This window comes from Embleya scabrispora DSM 41855, assembly GCF_000372745.1.
Taxonomy (GTDB): Bacteria; Actinomycetota; Actinomycetes; order Streptomycetales; family Streptomycetaceae; genus Embleya; species Embleya scabrispora.
This window is the reverse complement of record NZ_KB889686.1, coordinates 55,860-76,858: the sequence shown is the minus strand read 5'-3', so window position 1 is coordinate 76,858 and position 20,999 is coordinate 55,860. Positions and strand designations below refer to the sequence as shown.

The following is a 20,999-nucleotide window of genomic DNA, read 5'->3' as shown; positions in this document are numbered from 1 at the left end:
TCCGGTTACACATTGCACTGGCAAAGTGCCGTCCCGGCGAATACGAGTTTCGATGTGCACAGTGAATGTGCGCGATGCGGCGAACGGGTCGCGTCCTCGCCGGCACCGACCGGACGTTTGCAACTGCAACGACAGTCGGGTCGTCGGATGGTGGGCCTGCGCGGGCCGGGTGGGCACCGCGTGGTCGCGAATGCGCTGCTCATACGGGCGGCAAGCTGATCAATCGGAACAAATGGGGGCATCGGCGGCTGCGCCAAGATTTCTACTAGCGAATCTCTTGTTTGCGACTGCAACTCGATCTACATTCCCGGCATGAGATCCAGAGCACTTCCGGCTTGCGCGGCCGCCGCCCTCACGGTCGCGCTCGGTGCCGCGTCGGCACTGCCCGGCGGGCCGCCGGCGCACGCGGCCGAATTCGAAGGACCGGCCCCGGCGGTGCTTGTCCCGGACGCCTCCGGATCGACGAACGAGCGGGCCGAGGCGGAGACCGGGATCGATGTCGCCAAGACCGCGCCGCGCGGCTACGAAGCGACGGGGACCGCGGTCGACGGTGGCCCGGATCCGGCCCGCGCAGCGGCGCTGGCTCCCGGAAGCTACCTGGACGAGTTGGCCGACAAGGAGGTGAAGTACTACGCCGTGGATGTGCCCGCAGGGCACACCGTCTACGTCTCGGGTACCACCGTCAGCCGGATCAAGGGCCTCGAAGCACTGGATGTCAAGCAGATCGGCGAGCGTGGTTCCGGCGTCTGCACCTCGGATACCGGCCTCGACCAGAACCTGTCCAAGGTTGTCACCGCCTCCGTGCGCTGGACGGCCTCGGGGACCGGTGCCAACGGATGCGGTGGACCGGGACGGCAAGTGTTCTCGGTGACCCGTCGCGGCACGGGACCCCCGGCGCCGCTCGAACTCCAGGTGCTGCTCGAACCGCAGGTCCTGGACCAGGGACCCCCCGAAGCCGACATCGCGCGATACACCGAGCCGGGTGGTGCGCTGCGACCGGTGGTCGGCGGCGGCTCGTTCGCCTCGGCGACCACCCTGCCCGGGTCCGGCCACTACACCGACACCCTCGCCCCGGGGGAGTGGGCCTTCTACCGGGTCCGCCTCGATTGGGGCCAGAGCCTCGCCTTCCAGACCCGGGTCGGCGGTGGGAAGGAGATCATCGGAGTACAGACCCACTTCTACAATCCCATCCGCGAGCAACTGGCTCAGGATTCGTCGGGCGTGCACGACACCGAGCACATCTTCGCCAAGGGACTGAATCCCTTCGCCACCCGTCCGGTGCGCTTCCTCAATCGCAGCGACCGGCAACAAGAGGTCGCCGACATGCTGCCCGGCTGGTACTACATCGCCGTGGCGGCCCAGGGGGAAGGGGAATCGCGCTCGCTGGCCGTCGACGTGTCGGTGGCCGGCAGCAAGGAACCCGGCCCGGCGTACGCGCAGGACGCGCACCCGCCCGGGCCCGGCCGGCCCTCGACCCCGCCGGCGAACGAGTCACCGGGCACGCGCAACCCGGTCCTGGCCCAACACAAGCTCACCGACTCGTCCGCGCGGGACGAGAGATCCGCAGCCTTCGGCGGCCCGCTGGTCTGGGCCGGATTGCCCGCGACGATCGTGCTCGGCGCCGGTCTCGCGGCACTCCTGCTGCGCCGACGTGCCTCCCGAAAACCTTGACCCCCACCACACCCGTGATTCCCACCACGAACACAAAGGACGAACACATGACTTCCTCCCCCGCGCCGCACAACCGAGGCCGAGGCGGCGGTACCCGACGAGACGGCTTCCGGGCCGCCGGCCCCCGGGCGATACGTGGCTCACACGGTCCCCGCCGCTGACCTCACCCCGGCTTCCTGCGACGACGCGACGCCGCTCGCACCGCAGGACCGAGGCAACCGAGACGCCAAGCCGGGCGCCGACCCCCGACGGGGGTCGGCGCCATTCGTTGTCCCCACTCAGGCCGACCGCGAGACCATTTCCTCCGGCAGCATCCGGATCAACCAGTCGCGCACCGCCTTGCCCAGCTCCGTCTCGTCGATCCCGCGCCGGTCGAAGATCCGGAACCGGTCCGGGTCATCCGCCGCGAGCAACCGGAACAGAGTCGCCTTCTCCAGGAGTTGGTTGGGTTCGAGGGTCTGCTCGCGGTCTTGTTGGCGCAACCGCTCGACGACCGCCTCCGGTTCGTCCACGGTGAGCATCACGACATCGGGCAGCGGACGCCACTCGGCGACGGTGGACAGAAACCGTCGCGCCGCCCAGTGCGCCCGATCCGAGTCGCCGGGATGACGGGTGACGGCGTCCTCGACCGCCGCGGTGTACACGCCGCGCTGCTCGACGACGGTGCGGCCGGCGGCCAGGAACAGCCGGGTCGATTCGTAGCGATGGGTCTGCATGGCGACCAGCGTCAGGGTTTCGGAGGCGGATCGTCCCCCACGGATGTAAGGCTCGCCCCCGACCGCCTCGGCCAACGCCATCAAGGTGGCGAAATCCGGCCGGGCGTTCGGCTCGCGAGCCGACCCGACGAAGATCCGCGGAGGAGAGGAGATCGAGCGCAACAGCGCGGAACCGATGTCGTGCGCTTCCAACCCCTCCACTCCCAAAAGCAGGCCGGGGCGGCGGGTTCGAGGACCGGCCGGCGTCTTGGATGCGCGTTTGCGTGTTGCCTCTTGAGCGTTCTGCGGCATACCCATATCCTCGCGAATCGCGACGGTGCGACAAAGGCCGCGACGGGCACCTGGGACTGGTAAACACCCGAGTAATAAAGGGAGTTCGCGCCGCCGACGGCACCTTGGAGGCACGCCCTCTCCGGCATCGCCCCGAAGACCACCGTGACCGCGGGACGAGTCACCGCGGCCACGGGGTCGATCAGGTCGCGGGCCGCCCGCCACATCGCACCACGCGCCGGGTGGTCGGGCCCACGGCAGGAGATCCCCCGATGCGTCCGGGGCTCGGACAGCGTCTCCTGCACCGGGCCGGCGGGACCCCGACTGGGCCGGGTACCCGCGGGTTCCCGCCGCACCACCTTGTCGCTCCGGACCATCCGACGGCGTCCGGGCAACGGTGACCATCGTCGTGGACCGCCGATCACCGGGGAAAGGACGGCGCGGGTACCACGGTCCGGTAAATGCACCGGTAGCATCCGTGCCCACCGACGCTCCACCGCGCCCGTTCCGAACGCCGACTGCGCATCCGCTCCGGGCCGGCCCGAGAGCCCTCTACAGACACGAACTCCGGGAGGTGGTCGTGCCATGCCGCGCGCCGGAGCACTGCCACCGACCCGTCGACGGCGGCTTGACGCCGACTCCCGCATACATCCACTGCCGCTCGGCATGGACGCGGGGGAGTCGGCCCGCGCGCCAGGACGCGACCGGAACCACACCGGGTTCGACCGGACTCAGCCCGGTGAACAGCGCGCCCACCTCTGGAGCGGTGCGTGGGAACAGCCGGGCCGCCGACTGGCGGTATGTCGCGGCCGTCTTGCGGGCCGCCTCCGGGCACAGATCGGCGGCGGCGTGCGAGAGCAGCAGCATGCTGCCCGGCCTGGTCGCCGCCATCACCTCACTCACCGCGGACCAGGGGTCGTCAGCGTCCGACAGGTAGTGCAGGACTGCGGTCAGGACCACCGCCACCGGCCGATCGAAGTCCAAGCCGCCCCGCTCGGCGGCCCGTTCCAACAGCGGACCGGGATTGCGGAGATCACCGTCGACCACGCACACCCGACCGGGGCGGGCGGACAGCGCCCGGGCGTGCGCGAGGACCATCGGATCCCTGTCGACGTACACCGCCCGCGCCTGCTTCGTCCCGAGCAGCGCGCACTCGTAGGTGTCACCGGCCGCCGGCAGACCCACCCCGATGTCCAGGAACTGCCGGATCCCGAACCCGGTCGCGAACGACACCGCGCGGCGCAGGAAGGCGCGATTGGCGAAGGCCATCGAGCGGACTTCCGGGGCCAGGGCGAGTACCGCCTCGGCGGCGCCGCGATCGACCGCGAAGTTGTTCTTGCCGCCGAGGTAGTAGTCGTACATGCGGGCGGGATGCGGGAATTCGGTGCGTATGCGAGACGGTCGCGCCGAGGGCACCCGTACCGACGGTTGCTCCTCGGGTAGGCAACCGACAGGGGAGCGGCGGTCCGTGGTCCGCTGAGACATCACCATCATCGACCTTCCCGATTCTCGGGTCGCGGTCCCGTCGACCGATCGGCGCGGACCGCGCCGCACAGCCCCTCGCCACCGAGCTGCCGTGCACAGGGCGGCACGTGTCACCTTCGGCATCGGCCACAAGGTCGCCGACCCGTGTCCCGGCAGTGTGCGCGAGCGCACGAACTTCCACCAGACGCCGGAGGGGGGTTGCAGCAACGTTGCAACCACCGACGCGTACCGGCCCCCTCGCCCCTCCCGTGGATGGGCCGCCACCGAACGCGCGATGCCCCGATGGATTGCTCCACCGGGGCATCGGGCGGGCGGGTCGGCCCGAAACGCGTTGTGGTCGTGGCTCGTGGCTCGTGGTTCAGTGCGATCGCGGCGCCGCGCCAGGCGGGTGCTCCGGGCGGCGGGGCGTTTCGAACGCCTGGGTCACCTCGTGCGATTCGGGTGCCGTGCCCGGGGCGTACCTGGCTTCGTCGGGTCGCCACGTGGTCGGGGGCGGCGCCGTGTCGGGGTGCATGTGCGCGCTCCATGGCGAGGCCGGTATGGGCGCGGTGACGGCGAACCGACGGCGCAGCATGTAGCCGACGCCCGCCGCGAGCATGAGGGCGAATACCGCGCCGCCCACCGGCGCACTCCAATCGGAGGCCACGGAGGACGAGTTGCCGCCCGAACCGGCCACCGGTGGCGCGGTACCGCTCGCGAGTGTCCGCGTCCCACCCGAGGGAGGTGCCTCGGGGACTGCGCCACCCGTCGAGCCGGGGTCCTCCTCGGGCCCCGCCGGCTGATCCGGACGTTGCACCACGGTGCCAACGACCGACACCTCCAGCTTGATCGGCACCACGATGCCGCGCTGCGGTCCCTCGGCGCCCGAGATGGACATCTGGATGTAATAGGAGCCGCGCAGAGCGTACTTGTCGTCCTTGAACTCCTTGAAAGAGCCTCTGGTGCCGTCGAAGTTCTCGTACTTCTTGCCGTCTCCCACCGTCCACGCACCCGAGGTGGCCTCGAAGTGGGTGGTACCGGGCACGAGTTGGTTCGTCGGGTTGTCCAGGAGCGGAATGGCCTCGCGCAGCGGGTTGTAGAGGTTGAGGACGAACCGGGGACCCTGCTTGTGTGGGAAGTCGGCCGGAATGTCGACGGACCCCTTGATCGAGAGCTTCTGACCGGGCTGCACGAACACGCGCCAGAACAGGAAGTCGCCCACGACCATGCTCTCGCGGTGGATCCCCGGTCCGATCTCGCCGGCACTGTTGAAGGAGAAACCGCTCGGGTTGTCGGCAGCCGCCGCGGGAGTGGCGGCCATCGCGCCGATGGTCGGTACCGCCAGGACCGCGCCGACCGCGGCCACTGCCGCACGTACGCGCATGACGCCGTTCACGCCTGCCTCCCCTGCCCACGCCGGGAACCGGCCAGGAACGACCCGAGCGCGCCGCCCAGCAACACGGCGCCGGCGATCAGGGTGAGGGTCATCGCGGTGCCGGGTCCGCCGTCGTCGGAGGAAGCGGTGACCGGGACGCGGGTGTCGGTGCCGGGTGCCCCGGAGGGCGCGCCGCTCGCGACGGGTGCCGAGCGCTCGGGCGCGGGATTGCTCGCGGCGTTCACCGCACCCGGGCGCTTGGGGTGACTGATCAGGAGTTCGAGCAGGATCCGGCGCTGCGGGTCGACTTCGGCGTTGTGCGAGATGCGCAGGCAGCCGATTCCGTCCGGAGCCCGGGCGGAACTGTTCGTCCCGCCGGCCGCGCCGGTGGTGACGATGTTGTTCGCCTCCAAGGCGACGCCCTCCTTCAGAATCCAGCTCTGGGGTTGGTCCGCGGGACCCGAGCGGATGAACAGGTGGGTCAGGAAGGCGGAGTTGTCCCGGTCGTCGCCCGCGCGCATGCGTTCGGAGAAGATCGCGGTGGCGCCGATGGCAAGGTCCTCGTCCGGATTCTTGCGAATGCGGTACCACAGGTCCCGACTGGTGACGAAGGCGTCGAGGTACTGACCGTCCTCGACCATCGGCGCGTTCGCACAGCCGGTCGTCGCGCCCCGGATGGGTCGTCCGGACGCGTCGTAGGGGGTCCAGGCCCGCCGAAAGAGGCTGGACATGTTGGATACCAGCGAGTCGGTGTCGTTCGCGTCGGCGTAGACCCCACCGCCGGCGGTGGAGATGCACTTGAGTTGGTCCCGGGCCGCCCCGGAGACGTTGAAGCCGACCGTATCGACCGTCAACTTCGTGCCGCGCGCGTTCAACTCTCGTGCCACATCGCATGGTTGCGGAGGCGCGCAGGTGTCCTCGCCGTCGGAGACGAGGATGACGTGCCGCTCGCCCTCGGTGCCGAGATCGTCGGAGGCCGCGCGCAGGGCGTTGCCGATGGGAGTGAATCCCACCGCGTTCAGGGAGGCGACCCGCTGCCTGGCCGCGGCCTTGGCGCTCTCACCCATCACCGCGACCGGTGCCAGGAGTTGGGTGTCGGCACAGCCGACGGCCTTGTCCGCACCGGGATATGTGGCGCCGTAGACGCGGATGCCCACCCGGGCGTCGGCCGGAGCGGCGTCGATGATGCGGTTCACCGCCTGCCTGGCGGCCTCCAGCCGGGTCTGCCCGCCGGCGTCGTTCTGCTTCATCGAACCGGACAGGTCGAGTACCAACTCCACCTTGGCCGACGTCGCCTCGGCCGGTGGAGCGGGCTCGGCCGCCGCGGCGGACACAGGCCCGTACAGCGCCAGGGACATCGCGCCCAGGGCAACGGCCGAGCGTGTGTGTAGGTATCGGATCACGAAGTCGATCATGGGATCCAACGCCTCGGATGCCAAGGGGGAGGAACCATCACGGTTCCCTCACGACCCCATGAGGGGGCCGGATGGTGCCGAACCCTGGACGGCGGTCGCCGTTCCGTGATTCGCTGTCGGCGGTCGACCACCGCGAGCCGGCAACGACTCACGGGAGGGGAGTTCCGGGCGGACACCTGCTCTTCCGCCCGTTCCTCCCGCGCGCCCTGCGGGGTCCTTGCGACGCCCGTGCCGCCTGCGGACCCCGCCGGACGACGTGGGACACGACGAACAGGTTCGACGGTCGGTCTCGGTCACGGCAAGGTGAACCAAGCCCCGGGCCTGCCCGTGGGTCGGCCTCATCCTCGACGTCGCCGCCCGCGATCGATAGCCATATCGCGCACCCGTCGGCTCCACAGCGGGTACGGGCCGGCGCACCGGGTGACGAATGGGATTCCGTGCCCCTTAACGCGACCATGTGCGATCGAGGCCCAGAACCAGGCGCGCTGAGCGCAAGACTTCCTGGACCCAATGGGACTTGGCAGCACGGTCACGGGGTCGCAGTCTTGTCCAACGGCCTTGTAGGCCAACGGGTTTCGGGCGCCTTGGACCAGTCGGCACAGGCTTGTGCGCGCCTTCGGCGCCGGGTGCCGCACCGAATTCGAGCAGTCCCGTTCCACGGGCGCCGATCCGGCGCCGCCATCGGACGCGCCGCGCACGACAACGGACGCGATACACATCTCAAGGGGACATATGTCGATTCGGACTGTGGGTGTCGAAGAAGAGTTTCACATCGTCGACCGACGCACCGGGCGGTTGAGCCCGGCCGGTACGGAACTGCTCGCCGAACTTCCGGCGGTTGGTTTCACCGGTGAAGCCAAGGAAGCGTCCATCGAGACCAACAGCGAGCCCCATCTCGAACTCGCCGACCTGCGTGCCGACTTGATCCGCTCTCGGACACTCTTGGCCCAAGCCGCGGAGAAGATCGGGGTCGCGGTGATCGCCTCGGGGACCGCGCCTTTGATGGAACTGGCGGACTCGCCACAGGCCGAAGGCGATCGTTATGCCGCGATCAAACGCGACTACGCGTTGGTGGCGGAGGAGCAGGTGGTGTGCGGACTGCATGTGCACGTCGGCGTGGAGGATCGCGACGTGGCCGCGCGGGCGATGTCCTGGATCTCGCCGCACCTGCCCACGCTCCTGGCGTTGTCGGCGAGTTCGCCCTACTGGCTCGGTGTCGACACCGGCTACGCGAGTTGGCGCAACATGCTCTGGCAGCGGTGGCCCTCGGCGGGCCCGGCCGACGGCTTCGCCTCGGCCCGAGAGTACGACGACATGCTGGAGGGCATGGTCCGCTCGGGAGTGATCCTCGACCTCGGCATGCACTACCAGGACCTGCGCCTGTCCTCACACGTGCCAACGATCGAGATGCGCATCTGCGACGCCTGTCCCGACGTGGACACCTCCGTCCTGATCGCCCTCCTTTTCCGTGCCCTCGTACAACGCGGCGTTCGGGCGGCCGAGAGCGGCGAGCAACCCCGACGGCACTCCCAGGCATGGTTGCGTGCCGCGACCTGGCGAGCCGCCCGCTCGGGCCTCGAAGGCCTTTTGATCGACCCCACGACGATGGCCACCGATTCGGCGCGCGTGGTCGTGTGGCAACTGATCGAGGAACTGATGCCGGACCTGGTCGCCTCCGGCGACCTCGCCTTCGTCCGTACCGTCGCGCGACGGCTGTTGGAGGAAGGCAGCAGCTCCGCTCGACAACTGCGCCTCCAGGATCCGTCGCCGCGCGCGGCCGTGAACCTGCTCCGCGCCCAGACCCTCACCTTCCCCGACCTCCCGGGCGCGTCCCTGAAACCCCAAAGCGCGACGGCGAACCCGATGCCCCCGGCCCGGACCGCCGACTCGTCGACGCTGGTCGCCTAGATCCACCGGACCGGGCCCAGGACACGCTCGGCGCCGCCGACTCGCCCCGTGCGATCCCTCGGCGACCAGCACGACCCCACGCCCGGCAACGCGCTGGAACCGGTGCCTACCGCCCCCCGCACCGTTTCCAGCGCCTTTGCCCGGGCCTGCCGTCGGGCCGGGGACGGCCGTCGGCCTAGGACCCCGCCGCGGCCGAGCGGCGGTCCAGGGAGTCGCCCACGAGGTGGTAGACGGCGTTCTGCGCCGCGACGTGCTTGTCGACCTCGGCCGGCGTGCGGTCCGTGCCGTCCATCCGACCGGTCATCTCGTAGATGAAGTAGCGGTACAGCGATTCGCTGACCCAGCTGTACGCGGCGCCGTCCTCGAACGTCTTGGTGATCGGGGCGGTGGGTTGTTCGACCTGGTTGTACGCGCCCGCATCGCTCTCGGCGAGCGTTGCCGCAGCGATCGCGGTGGGCATCTCCAACACGCCGACGGTCGTCTGGACGTTGTTGGCCTTGTCCACGTACAGCGCCGCGACCGCACGGGTGCAACCCAACTTCGCGATCAGCTCGGCGGCTTTGTCGGAGGCTATCGGGGCGCAGTTGTCGAGGATCTTCACGCACGTCCGGGTCAGCGTGCCGCCCGGGTATTTGTAGGAGAGTTCGGGGAGGCCGAACACCTCGTCACCGGTCAGCGGCACGGAGTTGGTCGAGGCCGAGCGCAGGTCGTCCTTGCTGAGGGTGCCCCGGGTCGGCTTCGCGGTCGCGGTGACGGTCGCGCACGACCTCAGTGTCGAGCCCGTCGGGGCGGCGTCGGGGGAGGCGAGAGCGGAGGCCGACGCCGCGGGTGTGCCGGGCGCGACGGGAGGTGCCGACTGCCCGGGTGACCGCGCGCCCGCGGCCGGGGAATCGGCCTTTTCGTCGTCACCGCCCCCACACGCGCTGGACGTGGCCAACACGGCCAACGCGCAGGCGATCACCGCGATACCCCGGACCTGCCCCCGTCCGGTCGCGGCGGCCGCAGGCATCGACGCGCTCTCGCTGCGCCGACGGTGCCATGGCCGCTTCGGGCGGGGAAGGGACGTGGGAACCGTCGTGCGGCGGGCGTCGCGCGCATGCCGCGTACCGTCTTCGGACATCGGGACTCGTTTCGCATCACGGCCGCCGTCCGGCGGGCCCGATGAGGCGGCCGGATCCGGTCGCACCGGCTGACAATCGGGAGAAACCTACCATCGGGTCACCGGGCAAGATCCACTTCACCCCCCATATCGCGAAACGCGCGTGAATTGGATATGTCCACGGCCATCCGCCGGAGCCCGCTCGAAGCCGATGACGTCGCTGGTGGAGGCCCCGACGCCGACGGGGCCACCCCGATGTCCAACCCACCGTGGATGTCCCGATCACGCGCGCCTGCCGCCCCCGCCGCGAGCCCACAGACCCGGAGCGCGAACCCGGATCGACACAAGAGGACTTCCGGCGGATTGCGCCCCGCGTACTCGGTGCCTTCGTCCGCCCGGCCGCGACGCCGACCCGGTTGGTCCGTGCGGCCCTGCGCCGGCGGGCCCATCGCACACCGCAGACTGATGGCGCCGAGGGTGGACGGGCGGATCGGAGTGGCGTGGTGGATGTCGAGGATACCTGTGTCGTGGTGGCGTTCGATGTCGCCGCGCGAGGGCTCGGTGCCTGCGGGGCGCGGGAGTTGGCGGGCCGGTTGCGGGACAGGGCGCGGCAGGTGGTCGCGCGTGGGCAGGGGTTGTCCGCCGCGTTGACGAATGGCGTGTTCGCGTCGGGCGATCCGGAACTGTTGGGGGCGCTGGTCGCCAATGAGGCCACCGACCCGGCCGTGCTCTTCGACGCGGCGGCGCTGGGGCGGCCGGAGTTGGCGGTGAATCTGTATCTTCGGGATCGGGAGCCCTGGTTCCTGTACTCGCTGCGCCGGGCCGTCTGGGCCGCGGCGGATCCGGCGGACCCGCGGTGGGACGCGCGCGACGGCCTGGTTCATCGGCTGTTGTGGGAGGAGTACGGGAGCGAGGGCCGGGTTGCCCGGCTGCTGCCGGCCCTGTACGCACCGTTTCCTCGGCTGCTGGTGCATGCCCTGGTGACCGTCGGTCGGCTGCTGCCGCCCGCCGTGCTGTTCGACCGGGTACGACGGTTGCGCGAACTCGGCGGGCGATCCGCCCTCGACGACTTCGTGCGGCGGGCGGGGCCCGGATCCGGGGATTGGCACGGCGCGGTGGCGGGGGAGCCGATGCGGGAGCCGGACCCGAAGGAACTCGCGCTGGTTGCCATGCGGATCACCCACCGGGGGTCGGACGGGCGACTCCGTCCCGCGCTGCCGCCGGCGCGGTCCGGTCGCGAAGATCGGCGTGCTCTCGCCGGTGGTGTCGCCGACTTCCTGGCCGGGGACCTCGATTGGGACCTGGTTCGAGCCGAGATCGCCCGCCATCCCTTCGACGACCCCGGCACGGCCGTGTTCACCATCCGGGCGGACTGTCCCGACGATGTGTCGAGTCCGGCCGCACGGGAGAACTCCCGCGAGGTGATCGCGTCGGCGGTTCGGGTGCCGATGGAACTGTTCGCGCAGGAGACGGATCGCGAGCGTTCCGCGAAGTGGCGGGCCGCGTTGCGGCGCGGGTTGGCGGAGGGCTTCCTGGACATCCACCGGGTCCTGGCCGAGGCGCGCCCGGTCGCGACGGTGCTCTCGTGTCTGCCGCTGGAGCGGCCCGAGGTTCGACGGGCGCTGGTGGCCGAGGTGGATCGGCTGGGTGCGGATCCGGACACGTGGCGGCGCATGTATACGTTGGTGCAGGGGGACCGCGGCAGCCTCGTGGAGATCGTGAAGCGGGCGATCCGCGGATCCGCACGCGGAGGATGGACGCCACCGCGGATCCGCGACACCCGGCAGCACCACGACGTCCGCGACATCCGGGACGGCCACGACACCCGGGAGGCGGACGACGTCGACCGGGAGCCGTCCGCGCCGGAGGCGGCCTTTCGGTGCCTGCTCGATTGTGCCGCGCCGAACGCGCAACGTGCCTTCGTGACCGGCCTGGACCCGGACGGGGCCCGGCGGTTCCTGCGGTACGCGGGGACCGGCACGGCACTGTGGGCATACGCGCAGGCCGTGCACGGGCGCAGCGCGATCCTGGCCCGGGCGAGCAGCGGGCGGGAGTGCGCCGCCGGCATCGTGGAACTCCTGGACCTGGACGATCCGGAGGTGAACGAACTGCTGCTGGTGCATGCGCCGGTCACCCGCGGCCAGTGCGTCCGGATCCTCACCGGTACCGATCGCACCGGCCGGCCGGGTCGGATCCCGCCGAGCGAGCGGTTGTTGTGGCGCCTCGGCGGGATCGACCGGGGGGTGGCCGTCGAGCGGTTGTGGGTGGCAGCCGCGGCCGGGTATGCGCCGGTGGTCCGCGCGGTGCTGCGGCACCTGGTGCCGCGTACCGAGGCGATGCGGTTGCGGGTGCCGGTCGCGTTGTGCGAACTCGGCCGCCCCGGTGAGGTGCGGGCGTGGGCGGACGAGGCCCAACGTGCCTGCGGAACCGCGTCGTTCGGCCCTTCGCCGGCGGAGCGGATGGTCGAGGCCGCGCTCGCGGTGCTCGACGACCCGGACGGCCTCGCCGAACTCCGGTCCCGCCTGGCCGTGGCCGAGTCCCCGGATCGGCTCGTGGCGGAGCTTCGCCGCTCCGACTGTGAGCCGAACGCGCTCCTGGCGGAGTGGGGGCCGCTGCCGTGGCCGGCGGTGATCCGGGCGATGCGGCAGCAGCCGCTGTCGCGGTTCGTCACCCACGTGTTGATGAACCATCCGGATTGCCCGCGTGAAGCGCTGCTCGAAGGGCTGCGGGTGGATGCGACGGACAACCGGCGGGCCACGCCATGGGTGCAGCGGGGGTTGGCCACGGGTGCGCTCACCCCGCCGGACATCGCACGCCACTGCGGTTCGGCGGCACAGGCGTTGTGCATCCTGGGCGATCGGGATCTCGCCGGCGGGGCACGGGCGTGGCGTCCCCGGGGAGACGAACTCCGCGCGATCGTGGCCGAGCGCTGGGGCGTCGAAGCTCCGGAACGGGTAAAAAGCGTGGAAGGCGTGGAAGGCGCCGAGGACGCGGAATCCGGCGTGCCCCACGCCCCCGGCCTGCTCGACGCGTGGGTCGTCGTGATCTCGCTGCTCCCCGACTTCTCCGGAACCCTCCTCGAACTCCTCGACACAGCCACCGCGGTACTCGCACCCACCCCCGAACCACCCGAGGGCCCGCGTCACCTGGGCACGACACACCCGACGTCCCGAACCGGCTGAGCGCCCGCGCCGGACCGCGGCCCCGGCCGGCAGCCTCCCGCTTCCACTCCGAGCAGCTGCCGGCCGCCCACTCCCTACCTCCCACCCGGCTCAACGCGCGGCAACCCCCGCCCTGCCGCCCCGCGCGCTCAGACCGTCAACGCCCGTTCCGCCCGCAACGCCGCCGCGATCGCGACGCAGCGCCGAGTCTGGGTCCGGGCGAGGTCGAAGGACAGCAGCGTCGGGTCGTCGGTGCCACCGGAGGGCGCGGGCGCGGCGACCGAGCGCTCCGGCCCGTTCCGCGTATCGCCGGACGCGGGCCGGTGGACGATGCCGAAGCTGCGCATCAGCCCTCCGTGCCGCGTGCCGGGCGCGGGGGTGGTGACGAAGACGCCGAACACCTGTTGTTCGGTGCGGCGTTCCCACTCGTCCCGCATCTCGCGCGCGGCCGACGCGGTCGCTGGACCGATGGCCGAGTCGGCGAGGCGGCGCAGCAACGCGACGACATCGCCGTCCCGGGCCGGCGCACCGAGCACCACGACGTCGGCCCAGGTCAGGTCCCGCGCTGTTGCCGGTGGATCCGCCTTCGCGTCGGTCGGTGGCCGGTCCGGAGTCGCCTCGGGCAGCCTGCGCAATCGCACCTCGGCGCCGGTGTTCCAGGCGACCGCCGCCACCGCGTCGGCCAACGCCCGAACACACTCCGCGGTGTCGTGGTAGATCACTGCGACCTTGATGCTCATCTTCTCGTCTCCTCTGCCGGTACTTCGACCCCCGGCCCGCGTTCGCGGGCGCGGGATCACCTCACGCTATGCGCGGGCGGCGCGTGCGGAGCTGCCCGTACACGCCACGAAGCGGACCCCTCGCGCCAGACGGTTCGTCGCCGCCACGCCACCACCCGTTCCGGGCCGATCGAGCCGCCGTCCGCCGCTACCGATCGGCACCCGACTCCCGTCGGCTCACCTTCGCTCGGATCGGCACCCCCGCTCCGCCGACACCGGTCGACCCGCAGGCGCGCGGCAGCTTCGTTCCGATCGGTTCGCCGTCGACCGAATTCTGCGGGGACGACAACAATTCGCGCTCGGCCTTTTTCGCCTCGACCCGCCGGCCGGCGAAGCCCGCACACCCCCCGTCCGCGTCGCCGACGACGACGATGCCCGGATCCGGTCGCGACGAGCGCCGCGCCGGGAGCGGCCGATCGGCGCCCGCGCCGCGGTCCCGTGGCAACTCCGCGTCGTCGGCGATCACCACGGCCGGTCCGGGCAACCTGTCCTGTGCGAGCGGGTCGCCGGGCCCCGAGTCCGACTTCGATTAATGCGCATCGGTGCGTCCGCGAAGTGAACTCCCGGACAACGGAGAGTACTTACCATCGGACAACCACGCCGGCGGGCACCGGGCACCGGGCCCGCCGGCGTCCGTCCGTCCCGCGCCGTATCGCTCGTTGCCCGCGCGCAGCACGCCGTGAGTGCGCGCGAATCGGGTACCGAAGCCCTGGTGGGCTACCGTCACTGTGCCCCGTCCGCCCGAACCCGCCCGACCCGTACCCCAGGAGACCCGATCGATGGCGCTGGACCCGTTGGACAGCCGGATCATCACTGCGCTCATCGACGACGCGCGCTCGACCTACGCCGAGATCGGCACCCGGGTCGGGCTGTCCGCGTCCGCGGTCAAGCGGCGGGTGGACCGGCTGCTGGCCGCCGGCGTGATCACCGGCTTCTCCGCGTCCGTCGAACCCGCCGCGCTCGGCTGGACCACCGAGGCGTTCGTCGAGCTGTACTGCGTCGGGCGCACCTCGCCGAGCGAGATCGGCAAGGCGCTCGCGAAGTTTCCCGAGGTGGTCTCCGCCAGCACCGTCACGGGGGACGCGGACGCGGTGATCCACCTGCTCGCCGCCGACGTGCAGCACTTCGAGCAGGTCCTGGAGCGGATCGCCGCGGAACCGTTCGTGGTGCGCTCGAAGAGCTGTGTCGTGCTTTCCCGGCTGGTCAGGCGCAACGGAACGGCCTGGCAGGGAGTGGAGACGCAATAGATCGGCGTCGGCGCGCAAGATCAACCTCTTGGCCCGATCGCACACCCGTACGTAGGCTTTGAGCTGCCGGTGCAGACCGACCCGGCACCCTCATCCGGCTTTCGTGAGAACGCCACCCGCGCGGGAAACGCCCCCCTCGCGGGCACCCAACCCTGCGCGGGTGTCTCGCCCGAACGCGCCGAGAGATTGCCGAGTCCCGTATGCGCATGCACCGGTACGATCCCGCCCTCGCCGACCTGGTCTTCGACTACATGCGTGAGCGACTCGCCCTGGACCCGGTGCCGCTGGACCACCCCGGGCGCAAGGACAAGCTCGACCGCGCGCTCGACGGCCTGATCGGCGCGCACGGCAACGACCCGGGCGACGTGTTGTCGATCTACGCCGACCAGCTCGCGCCGGCGGTCATCTCCTGCGACAGCCCGCGCTTCCTCTCCTTCATCCCGGCCGCGCCGACCAAGGCCGCGCTGCTCTTCGACATGGTCGTCTCGTGCGCGTCGCTCCAGGGCATCTCCTGGCTGGAGGCGGCCGGCGCGGTGGCCGCCGAGAACCAGGTACTGCGACTGATCGCGGACCTGGCCGGACTGCCCGCGAGTGCCGGCGGCTGCTTCGTCAGCGGCGGCTCGGCGGGCAACCTGTCCGCGCTCGTGGTCGCCCGGGACATGGGTCGGCGACGTACCGGCGCCACCGCCCGGGAGCGCCTGCGGATCGCGGTCAGCGACCAGGCGCACTCCTCGATCGGCAACACGCTGCACATCATCGGCATGGAACCGCTCGTGGTGAAGACCACCGACCACCGCCTCACCGGCGAGGCGCTGCGCGCCGCGCTGGACGCCGATCCGGACGCCGACGACGTGGTGGGCGTGGTCGCCACCGCCGGCACGACCAACGCGGGCATCATCGACGACCTGGCCGGGATCGGCGCGGTCGCCCGCGAGCGCGACCTGTGGTTCCACGTGGACGGTGCCTACGGCGGCGCGGGCCTGCTCGCGCCCAGCGTGCGCGCCCGTTACGACGGGATCGAGCTGGCCGACTCCTTCGTGGTCGACCCGCACAAGTGGCTGTTCGCGCCGTTCGACTGCGCGGCGCTGGTGTACCGCAACCCGGGCTTGGCCCGCGGCGTGCACACCCAGGACGCGTCCTACCTCGACGTCCTGCACACCGACGCGCCCGAGGAGTGGAACCCGACCGACTACGCCTACCACCTCACCCGCCGGGCCCGCGGCCTGCCGCTGTGGTTCTCGCTCGCGGTGCACGGCACCGACGCGTACACCGAGGCCATCGAGACCGCGCTCACCCTGGCCCGGGACACCGCGGAGCTGATCCGCGCCACCCCGAACCTGGAACTGATCCGCGACCCGGAGCTGTCCGCCGTACTGTTCCGTCGCACCGGGTGGAGCGCCGACGACTACCTGAAGTGGTCGCATCGGCTGCTCGCCGGCCAGATCGGTTTCGTCACACCCACCGGTTGGGAGGGTGAGACGGTGGCCCGCTTCGCGTTCCTGCATCCGGGTACGACCATGGCCATGGTCGAGGAGATCCTGGCCACGATGGTGTAACGCCGCGCGGCCTGCCGCTCGCGCGTTCGGGTTCCCGTGGCCCAGACTGGAACCCGAAGGGCGGCTTCCGGGAGCCGGGCGCCTCGCGGGACCCGGGGCTGGAGAGGACAGGCGTGGCGCTGGACGAGTTCGCGGACCCGCCGATGACGGCGCCGGAGGTCGACGCCGTGACCGGTGCGGTGGCACGCCTGGTCGGGGCCGTAGGCACCGACTCGCGCGAGGTCGGCGCCTACGCGGTGTTGCAGGGCCTCTTGGACGGCACGCGCGCCGCGATCGCGGTGATGAGCCCCGGTCTGCGCTACCTCTACGTCAACCCGGCCCTGGCCCGGATGAACGGCGTCTCGGCCGAGGAGCACCTGGGCCGGACCATCGGCCAGGTGCTTCCGGACGTGGACGCCCAGGAGGAGATCCTGCGGGCGGTGCTGCGCGACGGCGTGGCCCGCGAGGCCACCTCCACCGGAGTTACCCACGCGGGCCCGTTCGACCGCCGCTGGTGGCACGGCGCCTATCACCGCCTGGAGCACGATGGCGTGGTGGTCGGCCTGGCCGGCGTCATCCTCGAGGTCTCCGAGTCCCACCGCACCCGGATGGAACTGGACGCGGCCCGTCGGCGCCTGTCCTTCCTGGACGCGGCCGCGACCCGGGTCGGCACCACCCTCGACCTGGTGGAGACCTGCGAGGAGCTGGCCGAACTCTTCGTCGCCGAGCTCGGCGACGTGGCCGCGGTGGACGTGTTCGCGGTCGAGGGCGCCAACGGCACCCCGCACGCGCCGCAGGACATGGTCCGGATGTGGCGCGCCGCCCTGTCGCACCGGCCGGGGATGGCCGAGCAGGCCGCGATCCTGCGCCGACCCGGCGAGAACGTGGACTACCAACAGGGCTCGATGGTGCCGCGCGCCCTGAGCGAGCGCAGCCCGGTGGTGGTCAACCGGGTGAGCGACGAGGAACTGGCCCGCGAGGTGTCCAGCCCCGACCGGGTCGACATCTTCCGCTCGGTCGGCCTGCACTCGATCGTGGCCCTGCCGCTGGTCGCCCGGGGCAGCGCGATCGGCATGGTCACCCTGGCCCGCCACGGCACGGCGCAGGCGTTCTCCACCGAGGACGTGGTGCTGGCCCGGGACCTGGCCCGGCGCGGGGCGGTCAGCGTGGACAACGCCCGCCGCTACGCGCACGAGCACGACATCGCGCTCGCCCTCCAGCACGCGCTGCTGGCCGCCCCGGACGCACCTCACCCGGACATCGAGCTGGCCTCGCGCTACCGACCCGCGGGCAGCAGCGTCGAGGTGGGCGGCGACTGGTACGACGCGGTCGCGCTCAGCGGCGGTCGCACGCTGCTCGCGGTCGGCGACGTGATGGGACACGGGGTGCAGGCCGCGGTGGAGATGAGCCAGTTCCGGGCACTGCTGCGGGTACAGGCGCGCTCCGACCTGGAGCCGCACGAGATCCTGGCGGCGGTGGACCGCACCAGTACCAAGGCGGGCATCGAACGGGTGGCCAGCTGCCTGCTGGTCCTGGTCGACCCGGCGGCGGGTACGGTCACCTTCGCCAGCGCCGGCCACCTGCCGCCGCTGCTGGTCGGTCCGGGTGACGCGGCGGAACTCGTCGACGTCCCCGTGGGGCCGCCGCTGGGCACCGGGTTCGGCGGCTACACCTCGGTGCGCCGGCGCGGCGAACCCGAGCGGGTCCTGGTGATGTACACCGACGGCCTGATCGAGCGCCGGGGCGAGGACATCGGCGAGTCGCTGCAACGGCTGACCCGGGTGGGGCTGACCGCCGAGACCCCACTGGTGCGTCTGGTCGACACGCTGATCGCACGCATGATCACCGACAAGCCCGAGGACGACATCGCGGTCCTGGCCGCACGCCAACGCCCGACCGCCACGTCCGCGGCGACTCGGGGTCCGGGCTGATCCGGGTGGGGGCGGGGGGTCGAACTCGACGTCCCGCGGCATGCGGTCCTCCGGAATCGGCGATCGATCGTCTGTCGCCGGGAGGCACGGGTGGGCCGTCGTGTCCAGTCCCTCGTTCGCGGGACAGGGCTTTCGGCCAAGCCCTCCGGGGACGTCTTCGCGTGCCGGATCGTGTACCTGGAGTGATCGGGCGACGGGTGACGGGCCCGGGGTGATCGTTCCGGCCATTCGATGATCGAACCGTTTGGTCGGGTCGTGTTCTCCGTAGGTATCCGGTGAACGTCCGGCATCAAGGGGAGGATTCGACATGGCCGATTGGAAGACGATCACCGGCAGTCTCACCGCGATCTCGGTGGGGTCGCGCACGATCGTGTGGGGACTGGACTCCGCCGGAAGCGTCTACCGGTTCACCAACGACGACAACAACCCCTGGGTGAGGATCCCCGGGGTCCTCAGCGACATCGGCGCCGCGGCCGACGGCACCGTGTGGGGGGTCAACGCCGGGAACGAGATCTTCCGCTACATCGGTGACCGGGACTCGGCGAATCACTGGGTCAAGATCCCCGGCAGCCTGGTGCGCATCTCCGCCGGCTCACGGACCATCGTGTGGGGCCTGGACTCCGCCGGGAGCATCTATCGGTACACCAACGACGACAAGAACCCCTGGGTGAGGATCCCCGGAGTCCTCAGCGACATCGGCGTCGCCGCCGACGGCACCGTGTGGGGAGTCAACAAGGGCAACGAGATCTTCCGCTACATCGGCGACCAGGACGCCTCCGCGAACCACTGGGTCAAGATCAGCGGAAGCCTGGTGCGCGTCTCCGCCGGATCCCGCAGCAACGTCTGGGGCCTGGACTCCGCCGGAAGCGTCTACCGCTTCACCAACCACGACGCCAACCCCTGGGTGAAGATCCCCGGCGTGCTGAGTGACATCGGCGCCGGCATCGACGGCAACGTCTGGGGAGTCAACCCCGGCAATGCGATCTTCCGCTACACCGGCGACCAACTCGGCTAGACGACACCCCCCCGTGACGCCTTCGTGGCCCTGAAACGGGGCTCCCGACCTCCGGGGCTGGCACGACTTCCACCCCTGTCGAACGCATGACCGGGGGCGGGGTCACCGGTCCCGGAGCACGTGACGTGTGCGGCGTCGCGGCGTCGGGCGCGCGCCGCCCCGGTTACCCTGCGCCCGGAGCGCCGTGCCCGATCACCCGGCGCCCGCCCCCACCCGGCGCCAGGTGTGGCGCGCGCCGTGGACCTCGCGTCGTCCCCGTGGTTCGGGCGTCGGTGCCACGGACGGGAGAGCGGGTGCGACCACCAGTCGGCCCGCGATGGTGTCCTCGAAACGGCGGCGGATCGGCTTCCAGCGGGCATCGCGGCGAGCCGCCCGCGCGGTGGCGCGGCGCAGCTTGCGGGGCTTGTCGCGGTAGTACCGCCGGGCCCACGGCGAACCGGGTCGGGCCAGTCGGATCCCCGCGACGATGTTGACGATCGGGATGAACACGCCGATCACGCCGGTGCCGACCTTGCCCTTGGCGAAGGTGATCGCGGCCATCACCACATCGAGCAGCAACACGACCACCCACGCCACGCGATCGTCGATGGCGTCGCCCTCCGGCGTCGCGTCGAAGGGCACGAACCCGCTCGCCGCCAAGCCGACCGCGGCGACGGTCAACACGGTGGCCTCGATCGAGATCCGACCCTGCTCGGTCCAGTACACGTCGGCCAGGTGCACGATCATCCCGAACTCGTCCAGCACCAGCCCCGCGCCGATCCCCAGCACCACCCCCGCGACCGCCCGGGCGACCAGGTATTCGCCGGTGCCGACCGCGAGGAATCCGCCGATCAGGACGAGCACGATGCCGGGTACCACGTGATGGATGTGCACACCGCCGCTGCTGACGTTGCGAAAGGGACCCCGACCGGCCCGGATCAGTCGGGTGATGGTCCGCGTCACCAGGAAGGTGAGCAGCAGCGACGCGAACACCAGGCCCATCGGCAGCCGACCGCCGTGCATCATCGGGCCACGCCGCCGGCCGGCCGGCTCCGGTGCTCCGCCATCCGCACCCCTCCTCCGAGTCGCTGCTCCTGTTCCCGGTGCGCGGCGGGCTACGAATGCCGAACAGGTGAACCGGGCCGTCCGGGTGAGCGCCATGCGGTGACCAAGTGCCCGTGATCTCGTTGGGCCGGGCATGATCAAGCACATCGCCGCCGCAGTGGCCGGCACCGCCCTCGCCGTGACCTTCGGCGCATCCGCCGCCCACGCGCACGAGCCGACCCCGAACAGCGGCCGGGTCGCCGGTGTCCCGAGCGTCGTCTATCCGGACGGCCTGAACACCCTGAACACCGTCAGCCCGCTCCCGAACGCGCTGCCGCTGTAGCGCGCCGCCCGGGTGCCGGGCGGGCGTGGTGTCCCGCTCCGACCCCG

15 protein-coding genes are annotated in these 20,999 nt (G+C 71.3%); 8 read left to right on the top strand and 7 right to left on the bottom strand.

Annotation, left to right across the window (positions count from 1 at the left end):
• Positions 1 to 312: 312 nt before the first annotated feature.
• Positions 313 to 1,671, top strand: a complete 1,359-nt coding sequence (locus tag A3IC_RS0132315) for a hypothetical protein (protein ID WP_020554222.1) — start codon at positions 313 to 315, stop codon at positions 1,669 to 1,671.
• 278 nt (positions 1,672 to 1,949) lie between these two features.
• Here the strand turns inward: A3IC_RS0132315 and A3IC_RS57735 are convergent, their stop codons facing one another.
• The 4 genes from A3IC_RS57735 to A3IC_RS62915 form a co-directional block, all read right to left on the bottom strand.
• On the bottom strand, positions 1,950 to 2,579 hold the full coding sequence (locus A3IC_RS57735; RefSeq protein WP_158696179.1) for a hypothetical protein: 630 nt from the start codon (positions 2,577 to 2,579) through the stop codon (positions 1,950 to 1,952).
• 630 nt (positions 2,580 to 3,209) lie between these two features.
• Positions 3,210 to 4,073, bottom strand: a complete 864-nt coding sequence (locus A3IC_RS57730; protein WP_281174557.1) for an SAM-dependent methyltransferase — start codon at positions 4,071 to 4,073, stop codon at positions 3,210 to 3,212.
• A gap of 427 nt (positions 4,074 to 4,500) precedes the next feature.
• On the bottom strand, positions 4,501 to 5,517 hold the full coding sequence (locus A3IC_RS0132300; RefSeq protein ID WP_040877499.1) for a hypothetical protein: 1,017 nt from the start codon (positions 5,515 to 5,517) through the stop codon (positions 4,501 to 4,503).
• The gene (locus A3IC_RS62915) at positions 5,514 to 6,911 is read right to left on the bottom strand and encodes a vWA domain-containing protein (RefSeq protein WP_020554218.1); all 1,398 of its coding nucleotides are present in this window, start codon (positions 6,909 to 6,911) and stop codon (positions 5,514 to 5,516) included. The genes A3IC_RS0132300 and A3IC_RS62915 overlap by 4 nt, the downstream gene beginning before the upstream one ends.
• Positions 6,912 to 7,643: 732 nt before the next feature.
• Here A3IC_RS62915 and A3IC_RS57720 point away from each other — a divergent pair.
• Positions 7,644 to 8,819 (top strand): carboxylate-amine ligase, encoded by a 1,176-nt coding sequence (locus tag A3IC_RS57720; protein WP_040877498.1) that lies wholly within the window; start codon positions 7,644 to 7,646, stop codon positions 8,817 to 8,819.
• 175 nt (positions 8,820 to 8,994) lie between these two features.
• Here A3IC_RS57720 and A3IC_RS62910 read toward each other — a convergent pair whose 3' ends face one another.
• Complete coding sequence (locus tag A3IC_RS62910; protein ID WP_020554216.1) at positions 8,995 to 9,828, bottom strand: hypothetical protein; 834 nt, start codon at positions 9,826 to 9,828, stop codon at positions 8,995 to 8,997.
• Between the two features lie 593 nt (positions 9,829 to 10,421).
• On the opposite strand from A3IC_RS62910, the gene A3IC_RS57705 reads away from it, so the two are divergent.
• A complete protein-coding gene (locus A3IC_RS57705) occupies positions 10,422 to 13,100 on the top strand; it encodes a hypothetical protein (RefSeq protein ID WP_158696178.1) in 2,679 nt (892 codons plus the stop codon).
• Positions 13,101 to 13,228: 128 nt separating this feature from the next.
• Here A3IC_RS57705 and A3IC_RS62905 read toward each other — a convergent pair whose 3' ends face one another.
• On the bottom strand, positions 13,229 to 13,819 hold the full coding sequence (locus A3IC_RS62905; RefSeq protein WP_020554214.1) for a flavodoxin family protein: 591 nt from the start codon (positions 13,817 to 13,819) through the stop codon (positions 13,229 to 13,231).
• Between the two features lie 818 nt (positions 13,820 to 14,637).
• Between A3IC_RS62905 and A3IC_RS0132265 the strand changes: the two genes are divergently transcribed.
• From A3IC_RS0132265 to A3IC_RS0132250, 4 genes are all read left to right on the top strand, one after another.
• A complete protein-coding gene (locus A3IC_RS0132265) occupies positions 14,638 to 15,105 on the top strand; it encodes an Lrp/AsnC family transcriptional regulator (RefSeq protein ID WP_020554212.1) in 468 nt (155 codons plus the stop codon).
• A 206-nt stretch (positions 15,106 to 15,311) separates the two neighbouring features.
• A complete protein-coding gene (locus tag A3IC_RS0132260; RefSeq protein ID WP_026218998.1) occupies positions 15,312 to 16,661 on the top strand; it encodes a pyridoxal phosphate-dependent decarboxylase family protein in 1,350 nt (449 codons plus the stop codon).
• A gap of 113 nt (positions 16,662 to 16,774) precedes the next feature.
• Complete coding sequence (locus A3IC_RS57695; RefSeq protein ID WP_020554210.1) at positions 16,775 to 18,571, top strand: SpoIIE family protein phosphatase; 1,797 nt, start codon at positions 16,775 to 16,777, stop codon at positions 18,569 to 18,571.
• A 307-nt stretch (positions 18,572 to 18,878) separates the two neighbouring features.
• Positions 18,879 to 19,586 carry a tectonin domain-containing protein gene (locus tag A3IC_RS0132250; RefSeq protein ID WP_020554209.1) on the top strand — a complete coding sequence of 236 codons (708 nt, stop codon included), beginning with the start codon at positions 18,879 to 18,881 and terminating at the stop codon, positions 19,584 to 19,586.
• Positions 19,587 to 19,778: 192 nt separating this feature from the next.
• On the opposite strand, the gene A3IC_RS0132245 is transcribed toward A3IC_RS0132250, so the two are convergent.
• Entirely contained in the window at positions 19,779 to 20,591 is an 813-nt protein-coding gene (locus tag A3IC_RS0132245; protein ID WP_020554208.1) for a hypothetical protein, read from the bottom strand.
• A 172-nt stretch (positions 20,592 to 20,763) separates the two neighbouring features.
• On the opposite strand from A3IC_RS0132245, the gene A3IC_RS0132240 reads away from it, so the two are divergent.
• Complete coding sequence (locus tag A3IC_RS0132240) at positions 20,764 to 20,952, top strand: hypothetical protein (protein ID WP_020554207.1); 189 nt, start codon at positions 20,764 to 20,766, stop codon at positions 20,950 to 20,952.
• The last annotated feature ends 47 nt before the right edge of the window (positions 20,953 to 20,999 follow it).